Here is a 17,385-nt window from a genome sequence, read left to right as displayed (position 1 = left end):
TTTAAGGATCCGAGCATGCTACTGGCGCTGGCGCAATGGCTGCAGAATGACGCAAGCTTTTTGCGCGTGATCAGTTATCTGACCTTTCGGGCGGTGATGGCGGCCATCACCGCGCTGATGATCGGTCTTATTTCCGGCCCATGGGTGATCCGCAAGCTGACCGCGTTGAAGGTCGGCCAAGCGGTGCGCACCAATGGTCCGCAAACGCATCTGATCAAATCGGGCACGCCCACCATGGGCGGCGTGCTGATATTGATCGGCATCGCGGTGTCGACGCTACTGTGGGCCGATCTGACCAACCGATTTATCTGGATCGTGCTGCTGGTCACGTTCGGCTTCGGGCTGATCGGCTGGGTCGACGACTACCGCAAAGTGGTTCATAAAGATCCGCGCGGCATGTCGTCGCGCGAAAAGTATTTCTGGCAATCGGTGATCGGCCTGTTCGCCGCCGTCTACCTCGCGTTCAGCGTATCCGAGGCCAACAACGTTCGGGTGTTCAACCTTTTCATGGACTGGGTGCGCGGCGGCATGTCGATCTCGCTGCCGGCACGCGCCGATCTGCTGCTGCCGTTTTTCAAATCGATACGCTACCCGCTCGGCGTGTTTGGCTTTATCGGCCTGACTTACCTGGTGATCGTCGGTTCGAGCAATGCGGTGAATCTTACCGATGGCCTGGACGGCTTGGTGATCATGCCGGTCGTGCTGGTGGGCGCCGCGCTCGGTGTGTTCGCCTACGTCATGGGCAGTGCGGTGTATTCGAAATACCTGCTGTTCCCGCATATCCCCGGCGCCGGAGAATTGCTGATCTTCTGTTCCGCGCTCTCGGGCGCCGGGCTGGCTTTCCTCTGGTACAACACGCACCCCGCCCAAGTCTTCATGGGCGACGTCGGAGCGTTGGCGCTGGGTGGCGCGCTGGGAACGGTCGCCGTGATCGTGCGGCAGGAAATCGTGCTGTTCATCATGGGCGGCGTATTCGTAGCCGAAACGTTCTCGGTGATGTTGCAGGTGAGCTGGTTCAAATACACCAAGCGCCGCTACGGCGAAGGGCGGCGCATCTTCAAGATGGCGCCGCTGCATCACCATTTTGAATTGTCGGGATGGAAAGAAACGCAAGTTGTGGTGCGGTTCTGGATCGTCACCTTGATGCTGGTTCTGGTGGGTCTGTCGACCCTGAAACTGCGGTAAAGCGAAGAAGTCATGGAAAGCGTGAACAGATCGATGTTCGGTGAAATGCAACGTCCGGCCGTGCTGGTGCTAGGACTCGGGGAATCGGGTCTGGCGATGGCGCGCTGGTGCATTCGGCACGGCTGCCGCGTGCGCATTGCCGACACCCGGTCAACTCCCCCCGGCTTGGCGACGCTGCCGACGCTGGGCCAGGATCTCGAGTTTATCTCGGGCCTGTTCACGCCCGGGTTGTTGGACACCGCAACCGATTTGATCGCAATCAGCCCGGGCCTGTCACCCGATGCGCCCGAAAATGCCGAACTGCTCAGCGCTGCGCGCGAGCGTGGCATTCCTGTCTGGGGCGAACTGGAGTTTTTCGCACAGGCTCTCGCGACGCTCGGAGAAAGCGGTTACCAGCCCGATGTTCTGGCGATCACCGGCACCAACGGCAAGACCACCACCACGGCGCTGACCGGCATGCTGGTCGCGCGGTCCGGCAAGAGCGTCGCGGTCGCGGGCAACATCAGCCCGTCGCTGCTCGACAAGCTGATCGACGCGATCGACGGCGCAACACTGCCACAAGTGTGGGTCCTGGAGCTGTCGAGTTTCCAACTGGAAACGGCGCATACCTTCACCGCACGTGCGGCCACGGTGCTGAATCTGACACAGGATCATCTCGATTGGCACGGCAGCTTCGACACCTATGCCGCCGCCAAGGGCAAGATTTTCGCACCGGCCACGATACGAGTGGCCAATCGCGACGATGCACGCGCCTATGCGCTGGCCACCGCCGGCGAATACGCGAGTCTGATCACCTTCGGGTTGAGCGCGCCGGAAAACGATGGCGATTACGGTCTCGATCGCGACGGCGGCATGGTCTGGCTGGTGCGCGCGGAAGATAGACGCGAGCGCTCCGAAGGCACCGGTACTGAAGCGGCACCGGTGCGCCGTCGCAGTCGTACCGCGCAAGCCGGGCCCGATATCGCCGTCAAGCGCCTGATGCCGGTCGATGCATTGCACATCCGCGGCTCGCACAATGCCGCGAACGCTATGGCCGCGCTCGCGTTGTGCCAGGCGATCGGCTTGCCGCTGGCCGCAATGTTGCATGGCCTGCGCGAATATCGAGGCGAGCCGCACCGGGTCGAGCTGATCGCCGCGTTGAACGGCGTCGACTTCGTCGACGACAGCAAGGGCACCAACGTCGGCGCCACTGTGGCCGCGCTCGACGGGCTGGCGCAAAGAACCGTGTTGATCGTCGGCGGCGAAGGCAAGGGCCAGGATTTCTCGCCGCTCGCGGCTCCCGTGGCGCGCTGGTGCCGGGCAGTCTTGCTGATCGGACGCGATGCGGCACTGCTGCGCGCAGCACTCGAAGATACCGATGTGCCGATGACCGACTGCGCCACGCTGGAAGAAGCGGTGCGACGCGCTGCCGTACTGGCTCAGCCCGGCGAAGCCGTCTTGCTCTCGCCGGCTTGCGCAAGCTTCGACATGTTCCGCAGTTATGCCCATCGTGCCGAAGTGTTCCGGCACGCTGTCGACCAATTGGCAGCCGACCAGGGGATCATGCTATGAGCCTGATCGCACGTATGTGGGATCGTCTTTCCGGCCCGCAAGGGCTCACCGAAACGAATGCGGCGACGTATTCCGGTTCGGGAGCCGGCGGCCTGTCCGATATCGTCAACGGCGTGGGGCCGATCCGCTCAAACCTGCGCGAGTATGACCAGGCGCTGCTGTGGGTGACGATTGCGCTGCTGGGCCTGGGCTTGGTCATGGTGTATTCGGCCTCCATCGCGATGCCGGATTCGCCCAAGTACGCGTCCTATCGCGACTACCATTTTCTGGTGCGCCACATCATCTCGCTGGTCACGGGGCTGGCGGGCGCTGCGATCGGTTTTCGCACCCCGGTCAAGGTCTGGGAGAAGATGGCGCCGAAGTTGTTCCTGGCGACGCTGGTGCTGCTGATCATCGTACTGGTTCCACATCTGGGCAAAGGGGTGAACGGCGCGCGCCGCTGGATTCCGCTGGGCATCACCAATATGCAGCCGTCGGAAATCATGAAGCTGGCCGTGACGATTTACGCGGCCAACTACACGGTGCGCAAGCAGCAATACATGCACAGCATCGGCAAAGGTTTCTTGCCGATGGCGATCGCAGTGGGCCTGGTCGGCGCGCTGCTGCTGCTCGAACCCGACATGGGCGCGTTCATGGTCGTGGCGGCAATCGCCATGGGCGTGCTGTTCCTGGGGGGGGTGAACGGCAAGTTGTTCGGCGGTCTGGTGATGACCGCGGTAGGCACGTTTAGCTTGCTGGTCTGGGCGTCGCCGTGGCGTCGCGAACGGATCTTCGCTTACCTCGACCCGTGGCAGGAGCAATACGCGCAGGGCAAGGCTTATCAATTGACCCACTCGCTGATCGCGTTCGGCCGCGGTGAATGGTTCGGCGTAGGGTTGGGCGGCAGTGTCGAGAAACTCAACTATCTGCCCGAAGCCCACACCGACTTCATCCTCGCCGTGATTGGCGAAGAGCTCGGTTTTGTCGGCGTGTTGATCGTCATCTTGCTGTTCTATTGGATCGTACGCCGCGCGTTCGAAATCGGCCGGCAGGCATTGGCGCTGGACCGCACGTTCGCCGGCCTGGTCGCGCAAGGCATCGGTATCTGGATCGGCGTGCAAGCGTTTATCAACATGGGCGTGAACCTCGGACTGTTGCCAACCAAGGGGCTGACCTTGCCGCTGGTCAGTTACGGTGGCTCCGGCATTTTGTTGAACTGCGTCGCGATTTCGCTGCTGATGCGCGTCGACTATGAAAATCGTGTGCTGATGCGCGGGGGCAAGGTATGACCGCCACCGCCCAGCGGACTCTGATGGTCATGGCCGGTGGCACCGGCGGGCACGTCTTTCCCGGCCTGGCGGTGGCCGAGTGGATGCGTGCGCACGGCTGGCGCGTGGTGTGGCTCGGGCATCCGGAAGGCATGGAAGCGACGCTGGTGCCCAAGTACCAATTTCCGATGGAGTACGTGCGCTTTGGCGGGCTGCGCGGCAAAGGCCTGCGCGCCAAGCTGGCGTTGCCGTTCAACTTGCTGCGCGCGTGTGCACAGAGCCGGCGCATCCTGCGGCGCGTGCAGCCCGACGTGGTACTCGGCATGGGCGGTTACATCACGTTCCCGGCCGGTCTGATGACCGTCATGTCGGGGCGTGCGTTGGTACTGCATGAACAGAATTCGATCGCCGGCCTGGCTAACCGCGTGCTGGCAAAAATTGCGCGATGCACGCTGGTCGCCTTTCCCGATGCGTTACCGAACGCCGAATGGACCGGCAACCCGATCCGTGCCGAGCTCAGCGATCTGCCGGCGCCGGCGCAGCGCTATGCCGAACGCAGCGGACCGTTGCGTCTGCTGGTGGTGGGCGGTAGCCTCGGCGCCACGGCGCTCAATGAAGTGGTGCCCAAGGCCTTGGCGTTGTTGCCGCTCGCGGCACGCCCCGTCGTGACGCATCAGGCGGGCGCCAAGCACTTGGCCGCACTAAGTGAAAACTACGCCGATGCTGGGTTGCTTGCCGACCCGCAGCATTCGATCAAGCTCGTGCCGTTTATCGACGATATGGCGCAAGCCTACTCGCAGGCCGATCTGGTGATCTGCCGCGCGGGCGCGATGACCATTGCCGAGATTGCCGCGGTGGGCGTGGCCGCACTGTTCGTGCCGTTTCCGCACGCCGTCGACGATCATCAAACCGCTAACGCGGCATTCCTCACAGAACATCAAGCGGCGCTGGCAGTCCAGCAACGCGATTTATCGGTTGAGAAGCTCGCGGACTGGTTGGCCATCCAGACGCGCAGCTCTTTGCTCGAACTTGCGGTGCGCGCACGCACGCTGGCCAAGCCGGCCGCGACCGAGCGCGTTGCGCAGGTTTGCGCGGCAATGGCCGATGCACGGTCGCAGCACACCGTGAAAGGACTCTCATGAAACACATCGTCAAGAATATTCATTTTGTCGGGATCGGCGGCGTCGGCATGAGTGGCATCGCCGAGGTGCTGCTCAATCTGGGCTACAAAGTGAGCGGCTCGGATCTCGGGCGCAACGCGATCACCGAGCGGCTGGTCGCGCTGGGTGCGAAGGTGGCGCAGGGCCATGACGCGGGCAATATCGAAGGCGCCAACGCCGTGGTGGTTTCGACGGCAGTGCGCAGCGACAACCCTGAGGTATTGGCTGCGCGCCAGCGCAACATCCCTATCGTGCCGCGTGCGGTCATGCTTGCCGAATTGATGCGCTTGAAGCAGGGCATCGCGATTGCCGGCACGCACGGCAAGACCACCACGACCAGTTTGGTCGCGAGCGTCCTCGGCGCGGGCGGTCTGGACCCCACCTTTGTCATCGGTGGACGGCTCAACAGCGCGGGCGCAAACGCCAGGCTGGGCACCGGCGACTTTATCGTGGCCGAGGCCGACGAGTCGGATGCGTCGTTTCTCAACCTGTTTCCCGTGATCGAGGTCATCACCAATATCGATGCCGATCACATGGACACCTACGGCCACGATTTCGCGCGGCTGAAGCAGGCGTTTATCGAATTCACGCAACGCTTGCCGTTTTACGGCATCGCGGTGCTATGCGTGGACGATCCGAGTGTGCGCGAGATTTTGCCCTTCGTATCCAAGCCCATCATCCGCTACGGCTTCGCGGCCGACGCCGAAGTGCGCGCCGTGAACGTTTCGGCGCACGACGGGATGATGCGTTTTACGGTGATGCGCGAAGATTGCGCGCCGCTCGATATCGAATTGAATCTGCCGGGCACGCACAACGTGCAGAACGCTTTGGCGGCGATCGCCATCGCCACCGAACTCGAAGTGGTGGACGCCGATATTCAGCGTGCCCTCAAGGAGTTCAATGGCGTGGGCCGACGCTTCCAGCGTTTCGGTGAAATCCCGTTGGCCAGCGGGGGCACCTACACCCTGGTGGACGACTACGGCCACCACCCGGTCGAGATGGCGGCCACGATCGCGGCCGCGCGCGGCGCCTTCCCGGGGCGGCGTTTAGTGCTCGCATTTCAGCCGCATCGCTATACCCGCACGCGCGATTGCTTCGAGGATTTTGTCCAGGTGCTGTCGACTGTGGACGCGCTGGTGTTGACCGAAGTGTACGCAGCCGGCGAGGCGCCGATCGTCGCGGCCGATGGGCGAGCGTTGGCGCGTGCGATCCGCGTCGCTGGCCGGCTCGAGCCGATTTTTGTCGACGCGGTGGATGCGGTGCCGGAGGCGGTCACGACCATCGCGCAGGATGGCGACGTGATCATCACGATGGGCGCCGGGTCCGTGGGCACGGTGCCGATATTGCTGGCGCAGCCGCAGGGTTAGCAACAGGATTAGCAGCGCGATCAAGCGGCACTGAGTAGCGAGCAGCATCAAGCAGCATCAAGCAGCAGGAACCAACGGGTCAGCAATGAACGTTAGCGAGCAGAGTTCGAGACTAGAGGTTATGAAATGAGCAGCATCGATCCGAAACAATTTGGCAAAGTAGCGGTCCTGCTCGGCGGGGTGTCCGCCGAGCGCGAAGTGTCGCTCAAATCCGGAAGCCTGGTTTTGGCAGCCCTGCAGGCGGCCGGTGTCGATGCGCATGCGTTCGATCCGAGCGAACGTTCGATTTTCGAACTCAAGCAGGAAGGCTTCGTGCGCGCATTCAATGCCTTGCATGGCGGCTACGGCGAAAACGGCACGCTGCAGGGCGCGCTCGAATTCCTCGGCATACGTTATACGGGAACCGGCGTGCTGGGCTCGGCGCTGGGCATGGACAAATTCCGCAGCAAGCTCGTGTGGCAGCAATGCGGCATACCCACGCCGCCGTTCGAAGTGGTCATGCGTGGCGACGATTACGCACAACGCGCGCACGACATCGTCCACAAACTGGGTCTGCCGCTATTCGTCAAACCGGCGTGCGAAGGATCGAGCGTTGCCGTCATCAAGGTGAAAGCCGCCGATGCGCTAGCCGCAGCACTCGCCGAGGCCGCGGCGTACGACTCGGTGATCGTGGTGGAGCAAAGCATCGAAGGTGGCGGCGAGTACACGCTGTCGATCGCAGGCGAACTCGATCTGCCTATCATCCGGATCGTTCCGCCGGGCGAGTTCTACGATTACGACGCGAAGTATTTGTCCGATAAAACGCAGTATCTGATTCCGTGCGGCCTGGGTGAAAGCGAAGAAGCGCGGCTGAAAATTCTGGCGCGACAGGCTTTCGCGGTGCTGGGTTGTTCCGATTGGGGCCGCGCCGATTTCATGATCGATGGCCACGGCCAACCGTATTTCCTGGAAGTGAACACCGCGCCGGGGATGACCGATCATTCGCTGCCGCCAAAGGCGGCGCGTGCAGTGGGCATCAGTTACGAGGCACTGGTATTGAGCGTGTTGGCGCTCACGCTTAAGCCTGCCGCTGCATCGATTTGATGCGGCTATTTAATTCGACTATTTGAATCACGGATATTTCGCACATGTGGCAAAACGTTCGCCAGCTCAACCTGATCGCCAGCATGCTTTATGCGCTGGCGGCCGGGCTATTGCTGGCCGGCGCCGCCGTGTGGCTGATCCAGCGGCCGATGTTCACACTGCACGAGATTCAGATCGACGGCGATGTCGAGCACATCAATATGCCGACTGTGCGCGCCAGCATCATCGGCCACGTGCGCGGCAATTTCTTTACCGCGAACCTCGATGTGGCGCGGGCCGCCTTTGAATCGATGCCGTGGGTGCGGCGCGCGGGCATTCGCCGTGTATGGCCGGACCGGCTGGCTGTGACGCTGGAAGAGTACAAGCCGCTGGGCACCTGGGGCAGCGATCAGTTGGTGAGCACGAGCGGCGAGCTATTTACCGTGAACCAGGATGAATTGGCCGACGACGATTTGCCCGCGCTCGACGGGCCCGATGGTAGCGCCAAGGATGTCATAACGAAGTACCACCAGTTTGTCGAATGGTTCGCGCCTTTGGGCGTAAAGCCAGTCGAAGTCACGCTTTCGCCGCGTTATGCATGGAGCGTGAAGTTTTCGGACGGCATGGAAATCGAGCTGGGTCGCGAGCGTAACGAGGACACGCTCTTGAAGCGTTCCAATCGCTTGATTTCCGCGTGGTCCGATGTAACGCAACGCTGGGGCAAGCAGATCGAGTCAGTCGATTTGCGCTACCCCAACGGTTTTGCAGTGCGGGTTGCCGGGGTCCGCTTTATTCCGGATCCGGCAGACGGAAAAGTTAAAAAATGAATCAGACAAACGATCTGTTGAGGAAATCCAGCGGTGCGAATTCATGCCGGCGCTCTTGTGCCGGCTGGTTGGCGCTACTTACGGACGCACACACGCACACACGCAAAGAGTCAGGACGCTATGAGTAAAGACTATAAAGACCTGCTTGTCGCGCTCGATATCGGCACTTCGAAAGTTGTCGCCGTAGTCGCCGAGTTGAAGGGGGAGGGCCACTACGAAGTGATCGGCCTGGGCCAGAGCGAGTCCAAAGGGCTCAAAAAGGGCGTGGTCGTCAACATCGAGGCAACTGTCCAGTCAATTCAACGCGCGCTCGAAGAAGCGGAGTTGATGGCCGATTGCAAGATTACCAACGTGTTCACGGGGATCGCCGGCAGCCACATCCGCAGTTTCAATTCGAGCGGGATGGTGGCGATCAAGGACAAGGAAGTCACCCAGGCCGACGTGGCGCGTGTGATCGAAACCGCCAAGGCGATCAACATTCCGACCGACCAGCAGGTGCTGCATATCCTGACCCAGGAATTCATCATCGACGGCCAGGAAGACGTGCGAGAACCGATTGGCATGAGCGGGATACGCCTGGAGGTCAAGGTTCATATCGTGACCGGCGCGGTTTCGGCGGCTCAGAACATCGTCAAGTGCGTGCGTCGCTGCGGTCTTGAAGTCAACGACCTGATCCTGCAACCGTTGGCGTCCAGCCTCGCGGTGCTCACCGAGGACGAGAAAGAACTCGGCGTCGTGCTGGTCGACATCGGCGGCGGCACGACCGACATCGCCATTTTCAGCGAAGGCGCGATCCGCCATACCGCGGTGATCCCGATCGCCGGCGATCAGATCACCAGCGACATTGCGATGGCCTTGCGCACGCCGACCCCCGACGCGGAAGACATCAAGGTCAGTCACGGGATCGCCAAGCAGGCGCTGGCCGATGCGGACGAAATGATCGAAGTGCCTGGGCTGGGCGAGCGCGGTCCGCGCACGCTGTCGCGCCAGGCTCTCGCCGCTGTGATCGAGCCGCGCGTGGAGGAATTGTTTTCTCTGGTGCAGCAGGTGGTGCGCGAGTCGGGCTACGAAGAGCTGTTGTCGTCGGGCGTGGTGCTCACGGGCGGCGCGGCCATGATGGCCGGCATGGTGGAGCTGGGCGAGGACATGTTCCTCAAGCCTGTGCGTATCGGTGTGCCGGAATATCTCGGCGGTTTGGCCGACGTGGTGCGCAATCCGCGTTTTTCGACGGCGATGGGCCTGCTGCTCGAGGGGCGTTCGCAACGCTTGCGCGGCCGCAAGGTCGCTGTTCAATCGGGTTCGATGGGCCAGGTGTTTGGACGCATGAAGGACTGGTTCCTTGGCAATTTCTGATTTTGCTTTGATTTTTGGTTTGGGTTTATCGCTGTAAAGGTTCATTCGCGCTGGTTGCGGCTGCTGGCGTGCAGCAAAGAGGTTGCCCGATCTCTAGCTGAGTAAAGCCGAGTGATGTTGTTAGATTCTTGACGGAGGCAATCAAATGGAATTCCAGATGTTGGAAACGGAAACCAACGGCACCATCATTAAAGTGGTGGGCGTCGGTGGTGCAGGTGGCAATGCGGTGCAGCACATGATCAACCGCGGTGTGCAGGGTGTTGATTTCATTTGCATGAACACCGATGCGCAGGCGTTGAGCCGCTCCAAGGCAGATACCGTGCTGCAATTGGGTAAAACCGGTCTGGGCGCTGGCGCCAAGCCGGAAATGGGACGTGCTGCGGCGGAAGAAGCGCGCGAGCGCATCGCCGATGCATTGCGCGGCGCGCACATGGTGTTCATCACCGCAGGCATGGGTGGCGGCACCGGCACGGGAGCTGCACCGGTGGTCGCGGAGATTGCCAAGGAAATGGGCATTCTCACTGTGGGGGTCGTCTCCAAGCCGTTCGAATTCGAAGGCGGCAAGCGCATGCGCGTCGCTGAGGCGGGTTCGCAGCAGCTTGAAGACAATGTCGACTCGCTGATCGTGGTGCTCAATGACAAATTGTTCGAAGTCATGGGCGACGATGCTGAGATGGACAAGTGCTTCCAGTGCGCGGACGACGTGCTGCACAACGCGGTTGCCGGCATCGCCGAGATCATCAATGTCGATGGTCTGGTGAACGTCGACTTCGAAGACGTCAAGACGGTAATGGGTGAGCAAGGCAAAGCGATGATGGGCACGGCGACCGTGTCCGGCGTCGATCGCGCGCGTCTGGCGGCCGAACAGGCAGTTGCGAGCCCGCTGCTGGAAGGTGTGGATCTGTCGGGCGCACGTGGGGTGCTGGTGAATATCACCTCGAGCCGTTCACTGCGTCTGTCCGAAACGCGCGAAGTCATGAACACGATCAAGAGCTACGCCGCGGAAGACGCGACGGTGATCTTCGGTGCGGTTTATGACGACGCGATGGGCGATGCACTGCGCGTGACGGTGGTGGCGACCGGCCTGGGACGTGCCGCGAAAAAAGCTCAGGCAGCACCGATGACGCTGCTCAAGACGGGTACCGATAACATCCCGGTGATGTCCAACCAGCAAGTGAATCCGAGCACCATGACCGATTACGGCGCGCTGGATACGCCGGCGGTATGGCGCAGCTCGCGTGAAACCGCGTCGGCGCATGTGGCTGCGCTGCAGGAAAAGGGCGTGGACACGTACGATATTCCGGCTTTCTTGCGCAAGCAAGCGGACTGATCGTTCGGCGGCAAAACCGCCGTTTTGGTAAAATTGAATCCGGCTAAAGGCCCGGAGGGGTGATTGCCCCCTTCGCGTTGTGCAGCCGATTCATGGCGTAGATTGAACTAATCGAACTGTTTTCAAGGATCAAGCATGATTCAGACCGGCGATAGTCTTCCAGGCGCAACGCTGTACGAGTTCTATGACAGTGAACAGCAGGGTTGCACCATCGGCCCGAACGCATTCAAGGCGCGGGAGTTGGCGAGCGGCAAGCGGATTGTGATATTCGGCTTGCCCGGTGCGTTTACGCCGACTTGCTCAGCCAAACATGTGCCAGGCTACATCGAACACTACGACGCATTGCGCGCCAAGGGTGTCGATGAAATCTGGTGCGTCTCGGTCAACGATGCGTTCGTGATGGGTGCGTGGGGACGCGATCAGCACACCGCGGGCAAGGTGCGCATGATGGCGGACGGTAGCGCGGAATTCACCCGAGCGCTCGGTCTGGATCAGGATTTGTCGGCGCGTGGCATGGGCATTCGTTCCCAGCGCTACGCGATGATCGTCGAGGACGGTATGGTCAAGTCACTGTTCGTCGAAGCACCCGGCAAGTTTGAAGCGAGTGCCGCGACCGCTGTGCTGGGCGCCCTGTAAGACGCCGATCTGTTCTGGATCGGCTTGGGATTGACTTCGGATCTGAGTTGGATTCGGGTTGGATTCCATCCTGAACAGGTAAGGATCGGGGAACCCCGAGGGAACACCTTGGGTGGGCGTGTTGTCCCAGTGGTACAGGCTGCAGGAAAATCGCCTTCTTGAGGCGGCGTTCGCCTGGAGCCCGAGTTTGCAAGGGTGGGTCTGCGGCCGGTCGTGCCTCCGTGCCGGTCGCAGACTCGCGCTGTAACAGGACGAAACAAGTTCAGGGGGCAGGAAGTCGGGCACATAGGTATAATCACCGGTATGAAACAGCTATGAGCTACGAATTTCCGATTGGAATAATTAATAAAAGCTAAGCCAGAATGTTGAAGCAACGCACCATTAAAGCTATCGTCAAGACCACCGGAATCGGGTTGCATTCCGGACGCAAAGTGCATTTGACGCTGCGTCCGGCAGGTCCCAATACCGGTATTGTCTTTACGCGCACCGACTTGGCTACGCCGGTCGAGATTCCCGCGTCCGCGACGAGCATCGGCGATACACGCTTGGCTTCTGTCCTACAGAAGGATGGCGCGCGGGTATCGACGGTCGAACATCTGATGTCGGCTTGTGCCGGACTGGGCATCGACAATCTGTACGTCGACGTGACCGCTGAAGAAATTCCCATCATGGACGGCAGCGCAGCGTCGTTTGTGTTTTTGATTCAGTCGGCCGGTATTGAAGAGCAGCCTGCGGCGAAGAAGTTCGTTCGGGTCAAGCGTGCTGTCGAAGTGCGCGAGGGCGACAAGTTTGCCCGGCTGGAACCGTTCTTCGGTTTCAAACTCAAATTCACCATCGATTTCAGCCACCCTGCGGTCGACAAGACCGGGCAGGAACTCGAGATCGACCTGGCCGATGTGTCGTACTCGCGTGAGATCGCACGGGCGCGTACTTTCGGTTTTGCGCACGAAGTCGAAATGATGCGTGAACTGGGGTTGGCTCGCGGCGGCAGCATGGATAACGCCATCGTGCTTGACGAGTATCGGATCCTGAACAACGACGGCTTGCGTTATGACGATGAGTTCGTCAAGCACAAGATGCTCGACGCAATCGGTGATTTGTATGTGCTCGGACATCCGTTGATCGCTTCGTACACGGCGTTCAAGTCGGGCCATGGCTTGAACAATGCGCTATTGCGGGAGTTGCTGGCGCACGAGGACGCTTACGAAATCGTCTCCTTCGAAGACACGCAGGCAGCGCCGCGCGGTTTTTCGTTCGATGCGCAGACTGCCTTTGTCTGACGGGCAAACCAGAGTTCTAAACGAGAAGCGCCCTTGCTAAATGCGGGGCGTTTTGCATTTCAGGGATGAAATGCGGCTTAGCGCTTTTCAGCGCGCCCCGCTTCATGGTGCGCGATCATGCGCTGCAGCGATTCCTGTAACGGCGACGACCCTAGCACTGACGAGAGCGCACGCAGCGAAACGAGCGCCGCCGAGCTCAGCGGCGGTTTGGGCGCCGGCGCCGGGGCGGCCCCCGGCAGTGGCTTCACCTTGATTTTCAGCTTGTGCAGCGGCCACCCGCGTTGCTGCAATTGGTCAACCAGCCCCGGTTCCAGATGACGCAGCCGGGCGGCGAGCGCGCTGTGACCTGTCAGCAGGGTCAACACACCGTCCTTGATGGACCCCGCTTCGACATTCGGCGCCAAATAGTCGGGTAAAAATCGCACCAGATCCTGATGCAAGGCCGTTACTTGCTGGACGCCCACGCGTAACCGGCCCAGCGCGTCGCTGCGGTCGAGCAAGTCGAGCACGGCAATCGCTGTACGGGGTTTGGCAGGTTTCTTGTAAGGCGTAAAGCTCATTCTGGACACACTCGGAGCAACGGTGGTAATGGCACGACCGTGGCTGGAACGTGCACTTTGGGGATCTGTCTCGCTTAATTCGTCGCGCGCCACCCGCGGACCCATGGCGCGAACATTCTCAATGATAGAATACCCGTTCTTTGAACCTACAGGCCCAAGTCGAAGGGCATCGTGCTTCGGACGCAATGTATTTGCCGCCGAAGCGCCGCCACGACGCAGATATCGACCCGATGATTTCCGGACTTCTAAAAGCCATCTTTGGCAGCCGCAACCAGCGCCTCGTCAAGCAGTACCAGAAAACCGTCGTAACGATCAACGCTCTTGAGCCTGAGATCGAGGCGCTTAGCGACGAACAGCTGCGCGCCAAAACCGACGAATTTCGGGAACGCGTGGCGGGCGGCGAACCCCTGGATGCACTCTTGCCCGAGGCTTTCGCCGTCTGTCGCGAGGCGAGCCGCCGCGTTTTGAAGATGCGTCACTTCGATGTCCAGCTGATCGGCGGGATGGTTCTGCATTTCGGCAAAATCGCCGAAATGCGCACGGGCGAAGGTAAAACCCTGGTTGCGACGCTGGCCGCCTATCTGAACGCCTTGTCCGGGCAGGGCGTGCATGTGGTGACGGTGAACGATTACCTTGCCCGCCGCGACGCCGAGTGGATGGCTCGCCTGTACAACTTTCTCGGTTTGTCGGTAGGTATCAACCTGTCGCAGATGGAGCACGAGGAAAAGCAGCAGGCTTACGCCGCCGATATCACTTACGGTACGAATAACGAATTCGGCTTCGACTACCTGCGCGACAACATGGTGTACGACGTCGGCGCACGCGTACAGCGGACCTTGAACTTCGCCGTCGTCGACGAAGTGGATTCGATCTTGATCGACGAGGCCCGCACGCCGTTGATTATTTCGGGGCAGGCCGAAGATCACACCGAATTGTATGTGCGCATGAATTCGCTGCCGGCCCTGCTCGAGCGCCAGATCGGCGAAGAGAAAGCGGATGGAACCGGCGTCGAAGTACCCGGCGACTACACGCTGGACGAAAAAGCGCGCCAGGTTTTTCTGACCGAACGTGGTCACGAAAAAGCGGAAAAGCTGCTGTCCGAGTGGGGCTTGATCGCCGAAGGCGAGAGCCTGTATGCGCCGCAGAACATTACCTTGATGCATCACGTCTATGCCGCTTTGCGCGGGCACACGTTGTTCTTCCGCGATCAGCACTATGTGGTGCAGAACGACGAAGTGGTCATCGTCGATGAATTCACCGGTCGCCTGATGTCCGGGCGGCGCTGGTCCGAAGGGCTGCACCAGGCGGTCGAGGCCAAGGAAGGCGTCAAGATCCAGCACGAAAATCAGACGCTCGCGTCGATTACGTTCCAGAACTACTTCCGCATGTACCGCAAGCTCTCCGGCATGACCGGCACGGCGGATACGGAAGCGTACGAATTCCAGGAAATCTACGGACTGGAAACGGTCGTGATCCCGACCAATCGGGTGAATCGCCGTATCGACAAGCAGGATCAGATTTACAAAACGGCGCAAGAGCGTTACGAAGCCGTGATCCGCGATATTCGCGATTGCTTCGAGCGTAATCAGCCGGTGTTGGTGGGCACGACCTCGATCGAAAGCTCGGAGTTGCTGTCGCGTCTGCTCGATGAGGCCAAGCTGCCGCACGAGGTGCTCAACGCCAAGCAGCATGCGCGGGAAGCCGAAATCGTCGCCGAAGCGGGCCGTCCCAAGCGCATTACGATCGCGACCAACATGGCCGGGCGCGGTACCGACATCGTGCTGGGTGGCAATGCCGAAAAGCAGGCCGGTTTCATCGAAGCCGATCCGGCGCTCGAGCCGCAAGAGAAGCAGCGTCGCATCCAGGCGATCCATGACGAGTGGCAAGCGTTGCACGACGCTGTCAAAGCGGCAGGCGGATTGCACATCATCGGCACCGAGCGGCATGAGTCGCGTCGTATCGACAACCAACTGCGCGGCCGTGCGGCTCGCCAGGGCGACCCCGGTTCGTCGCGCTTCTACCTGTCGTTGGAAGATCCGCTGTTGCGGATTTTCGCGGGCGATCGGGTTCGCGCCATCATGGACCGGCTAAAAATGCCCGAGGGCGAGCCGATCGAAGCCGGTATCGTTACCCGCTCGATCGAATCGGCCCAGCGCAAGGTTGAGGCGCGCAACTTCGATATTCGGAAGCAGTTGCTCGAATATGACGATGTGGCCAACGACCAGCGCAAGGTCATCTACCAACAGCGCAATGAGTTGCTGGAAGCCACCGATATTTCGGACACCATCGTGGCGATGCGCCAGGGTGTGTTTTCGGATCTGGTTCACGTCTTTGTGCCGGCCGAAAGCATCGAGGAGCAATGGGATCTTCCGGCGCTCGAGCAGGTGCTGCGCGACGAATGGCAACTCCAGACCCACCTCGTGGACATGGTGCAGGAGTCCGACACCATCGACCAGGAGGATATCCTGGCCGTAGTGCTCGACGCTGCGGAAGCGGCGTATCAGAACAAGGTCGAGCTGGTGGGCCGAGAAGGTTTCAGCGGTTTCGAGCGCTCGATCATGTTGCAAACGCTCGACAATCGCTGGCGCGAACATTTGGCGGCGCTCGATCATTTACGTCAGGGCATCCATTTGCGCGGGTACGCGCAGAAGAACCCCAAGCAGGAATACAAGCGCGAGGCGTTCGAACTCTTCTCGGAACTGCTGGACTCGATCAAGCAGGAAGTGACCCGCATAGTCATGAACGTGCAGGTGCAGTCGCCGGAGCAACTGGAAGAGGTGGCAGAGCAGTTTGAAGAGGCGCCGCTTGAAAACGTCGAGTATCAGCATGCCGGTTTCGATGAAGAACCCGAAGGCGGAACTGCCACCGTGACCGCTGCTGCGATCGCCACCGCCGCTGGAGCTGCCGCTGCCGCGGTCTCTCCGGCCGCGATGGCGAAAGTGGGACGCAACGATCCTTGCCCTTGCGGTAGCGGCAAGAAATTCAAGCACTGTCACGGAAAGCTGGAATAATCGGGCGGCGGGGCCCGCGCGCCCTGCCACACCGTTCATTTCCTGCATGCAACGCGCAGCACGTAGAACGCAATACATACCGCGCAGCACAGATTACGCAGCACAGTTTTCTTACGCAGCACGCCGGCACATCTACATGCCCGCCCAACTACCTGGGGTTGCGTGCCTCGCTGAACCTCTTCGAATCGCACACCACTATGGCTGTCAATTTCCCCGAAATCGTCCCCACCGAACTGCACCCCGTGGCTGGCGTCACGCTGGGCTGGGCTCAGGCCGCTATTCGCAAGCAAGATCGCAAAGATCTGCTGGTGATATCGCTGGAGCCGGGCGCGAGCGTCGCCGGCGTATTTACCGCCAACCGCTTTTGCGCCGCGCCAGTTACGGTTTGCCGCGAGCATCTGGCGCGCGCGAGCGAGCCGAACCAACCCGGCATACGCGCACTCGTCATCAATACCGGCAACGCCAATGCTGGCACCGGGGAACCCGGCATGCGCGCGACCCGCGAAACCTGCTCGGTGTTGGCCCGGCTGATGGGGCTTGCACCCGAACAGATTTTGCCTTTCTCCACCGGAGTGATCCTCGAACCGCTCCCGGTCGATCGCCTTACCGCCGGCTTGCCTGCCGCACTGGAAAACCGCAAGGCCGACCACTGGTATGACGCCGCGCAAACCATCATGACCACCGACACGTTGCCCAAAGCGGCCTCGACGCAGGTCGTCATCGATGGCCACGTCGTTACGTTGAGCGGGATCAGCAAGGGCGCCGGCATGATCCGGCCCAATATGGCGACCATGCTGGGATTTCTCGCCACCGATG

At 60.8% G+C, this 17,385-nt stretch carries 14 protein-coding genes; 13 read left to right on the top strand and 1 reads right to left on the bottom strand.

Annotated elements, in window-relative coordinates:
- Positions 1-15: 15 nt before the first annotated feature.
- From mraY to lpxC, 11 genes are all read left to right on the top strand, one after another.
- Positions 16-1,185, top strand: a complete 1,170-nt coding sequence (gene mraY, locus GSQ77_RS24405; protein WP_158905637.1) for a phospho-N-acetylmuramoyl-pentapeptide-transferase — start codon at positions 16-18, stop codon at positions 1,183-1,185.
- Between the two features lie 33 nt (positions 1,186-1,218).
- Positions 1,219-2,736 (top strand): UDP-N-acetylmuramoyl-L-alanine--D-glutamate ligase, encoded by a 1,518-nt coding sequence (gene murD / locus GSQ77_RS24400; RefSeq protein WP_158906559.1) that lies wholly within the window; start codon positions 1,219-1,221, stop codon positions 2,734-2,736.
- Positions 2,733-4,004 carry a putative lipid II flippase FtsW gene (gene ftsW, locus GSQ77_RS24395; RefSeq protein ID WP_158905635.1) on the top strand — a complete coding sequence of 424 codons (1,272 nt, stop codon included), beginning with the start codon at positions 2,733-2,735 and terminating at the stop codon, positions 4,002-4,004. Before murD ends, ftsW begins: the two co-directional genes overlap by 4 nt.
- On the top strand, positions 4,001-5,125 hold the full coding sequence (gene murG / locus GSQ77_RS24390; protein ID WP_158905633.1) for an undecaprenyldiphospho-muramoylpentapeptide beta-N-acetylglucosaminyltransferase: 1,125 nt from the start codon (positions 4,001-4,003) through the stop codon (positions 5,123-5,125). The genes ftsW and murG overlap by 4 nt, the downstream gene beginning before the upstream one ends.
- On the top strand, positions 5,122-6,510 hold the full coding sequence (gene murC, locus GSQ77_RS24385; protein ID WP_158905631.1) for a UDP-N-acetylmuramate--L-alanine ligase: 1,389 nt from the start codon (positions 5,122-5,124) through the stop codon (positions 6,508-6,510). The genes murG and murC overlap by 4 nt, the downstream gene beginning before the upstream one ends.
- A 126-nt stretch (positions 6,511-6,636) precedes the next feature.
- Complete coding sequence (locus GSQ77_RS24380) at positions 6,637-7,593, top strand: D-alanine--D-alanine ligase (protein ID WP_158905629.1); 957 nt, start codon at positions 6,637-6,639, stop codon at positions 7,591-7,593.
- Positions 7,594-7,637: 44 nt separating this feature from the next.
- Positions 7,638-8,399, top strand: a complete 762-nt coding sequence (locus GSQ77_RS24375) for a cell division protein FtsQ/DivIB (RefSeq protein ID WP_158905627.1) — start codon at positions 7,638-7,640, stop codon at positions 8,397-8,399.
- Between the two features lie 120 nt (positions 8,400-8,519).
- Positions 8,520-9,752: a cell division protein FtsA gene (ftsA, locus tag GSQ77_RS24370; protein WP_158905625.1), complete on the top strand. Its 1,233-nt coding sequence runs from the start codon at positions 8,520-8,522 to the stop codon at positions 9,750-9,752.
- Between the two features lie 145 nt (positions 9,753-9,897).
- Positions 9,898-11,082 (top strand): cell division protein FtsZ, encoded by a 1,185-nt coding sequence (gene ftsZ / locus GSQ77_RS24365; RefSeq protein ID WP_158905623.1) that lies wholly within the window; start codon positions 9,898-9,900, stop codon positions 11,080-11,082.
- 135 nt (positions 11,083-11,217) lie between these two features.
- Positions 11,218-11,718, top strand: coding sequence for a peroxiredoxin (locus tag GSQ77_RS24360; RefSeq protein ID WP_158905621.1), 501 nt, complete (start codon positions 11,218-11,220; stop codon positions 11,716-11,718).
- A gap of 362 nt (positions 11,719-12,080) precedes the next feature.
- Positions 12,081-12,998, top strand: a complete 918-nt coding sequence (gene lpxC / locus GSQ77_RS24355) for a UDP-3-O-acyl-N-acetylglucosamine deacetylase (RefSeq protein ID WP_158905619.1) — start codon at positions 12,081-12,083, stop codon at positions 12,996-12,998.
- 77 nt (positions 12,999-13,075) lie between these two features.
- On the opposite strand, the gene GSQ77_RS24350 is transcribed toward lpxC, so the two are convergent.
- Complete coding sequence (locus GSQ77_RS24350; protein WP_158905617.1) at positions 13,076-13,558, bottom strand: DciA family protein; 483 nt, start codon at positions 13,556-13,558, stop codon at positions 13,076-13,078.
- Between the two features lie 230 nt (positions 13,559-13,788).
- Here GSQ77_RS24350 and secA point away from each other — a divergent pair, with 230 nt between their 5' ends.
- Complete coding sequence (gene secA, locus GSQ77_RS24345) at positions 13,789-16,569, top strand: preprotein translocase subunit SecA (protein WP_158906557.1); 2,781 nt, start codon at positions 13,789-13,791, stop codon at positions 16,567-16,569.
- A gap of 197 nt (positions 16,570-16,766) precedes the next feature.
- Positions 16,767-17,385 (top strand): bifunctional ornithine acetyltransferase/N-acetylglutamate synthase (locus GSQ77_RS24340; RefSeq protein ID WP_174246505.1); only part of this gene is annotated, 619 nt, incomplete at its 3' end.

It is taken from the genome of Burkholderia sp. L27(2015), from assembly GCF_009765705.1.
Classification (GTDB): domain Bacteria; phylum Pseudomonadota; class Gammaproteobacteria; order Burkholderiales; family Burkholderiaceae; genus LMUX01.
The sequence above is the reverse complement of the archived record's forward strand: the minus strand, read 5'-3'. Positions and strand labels throughout refer to the sequence as shown.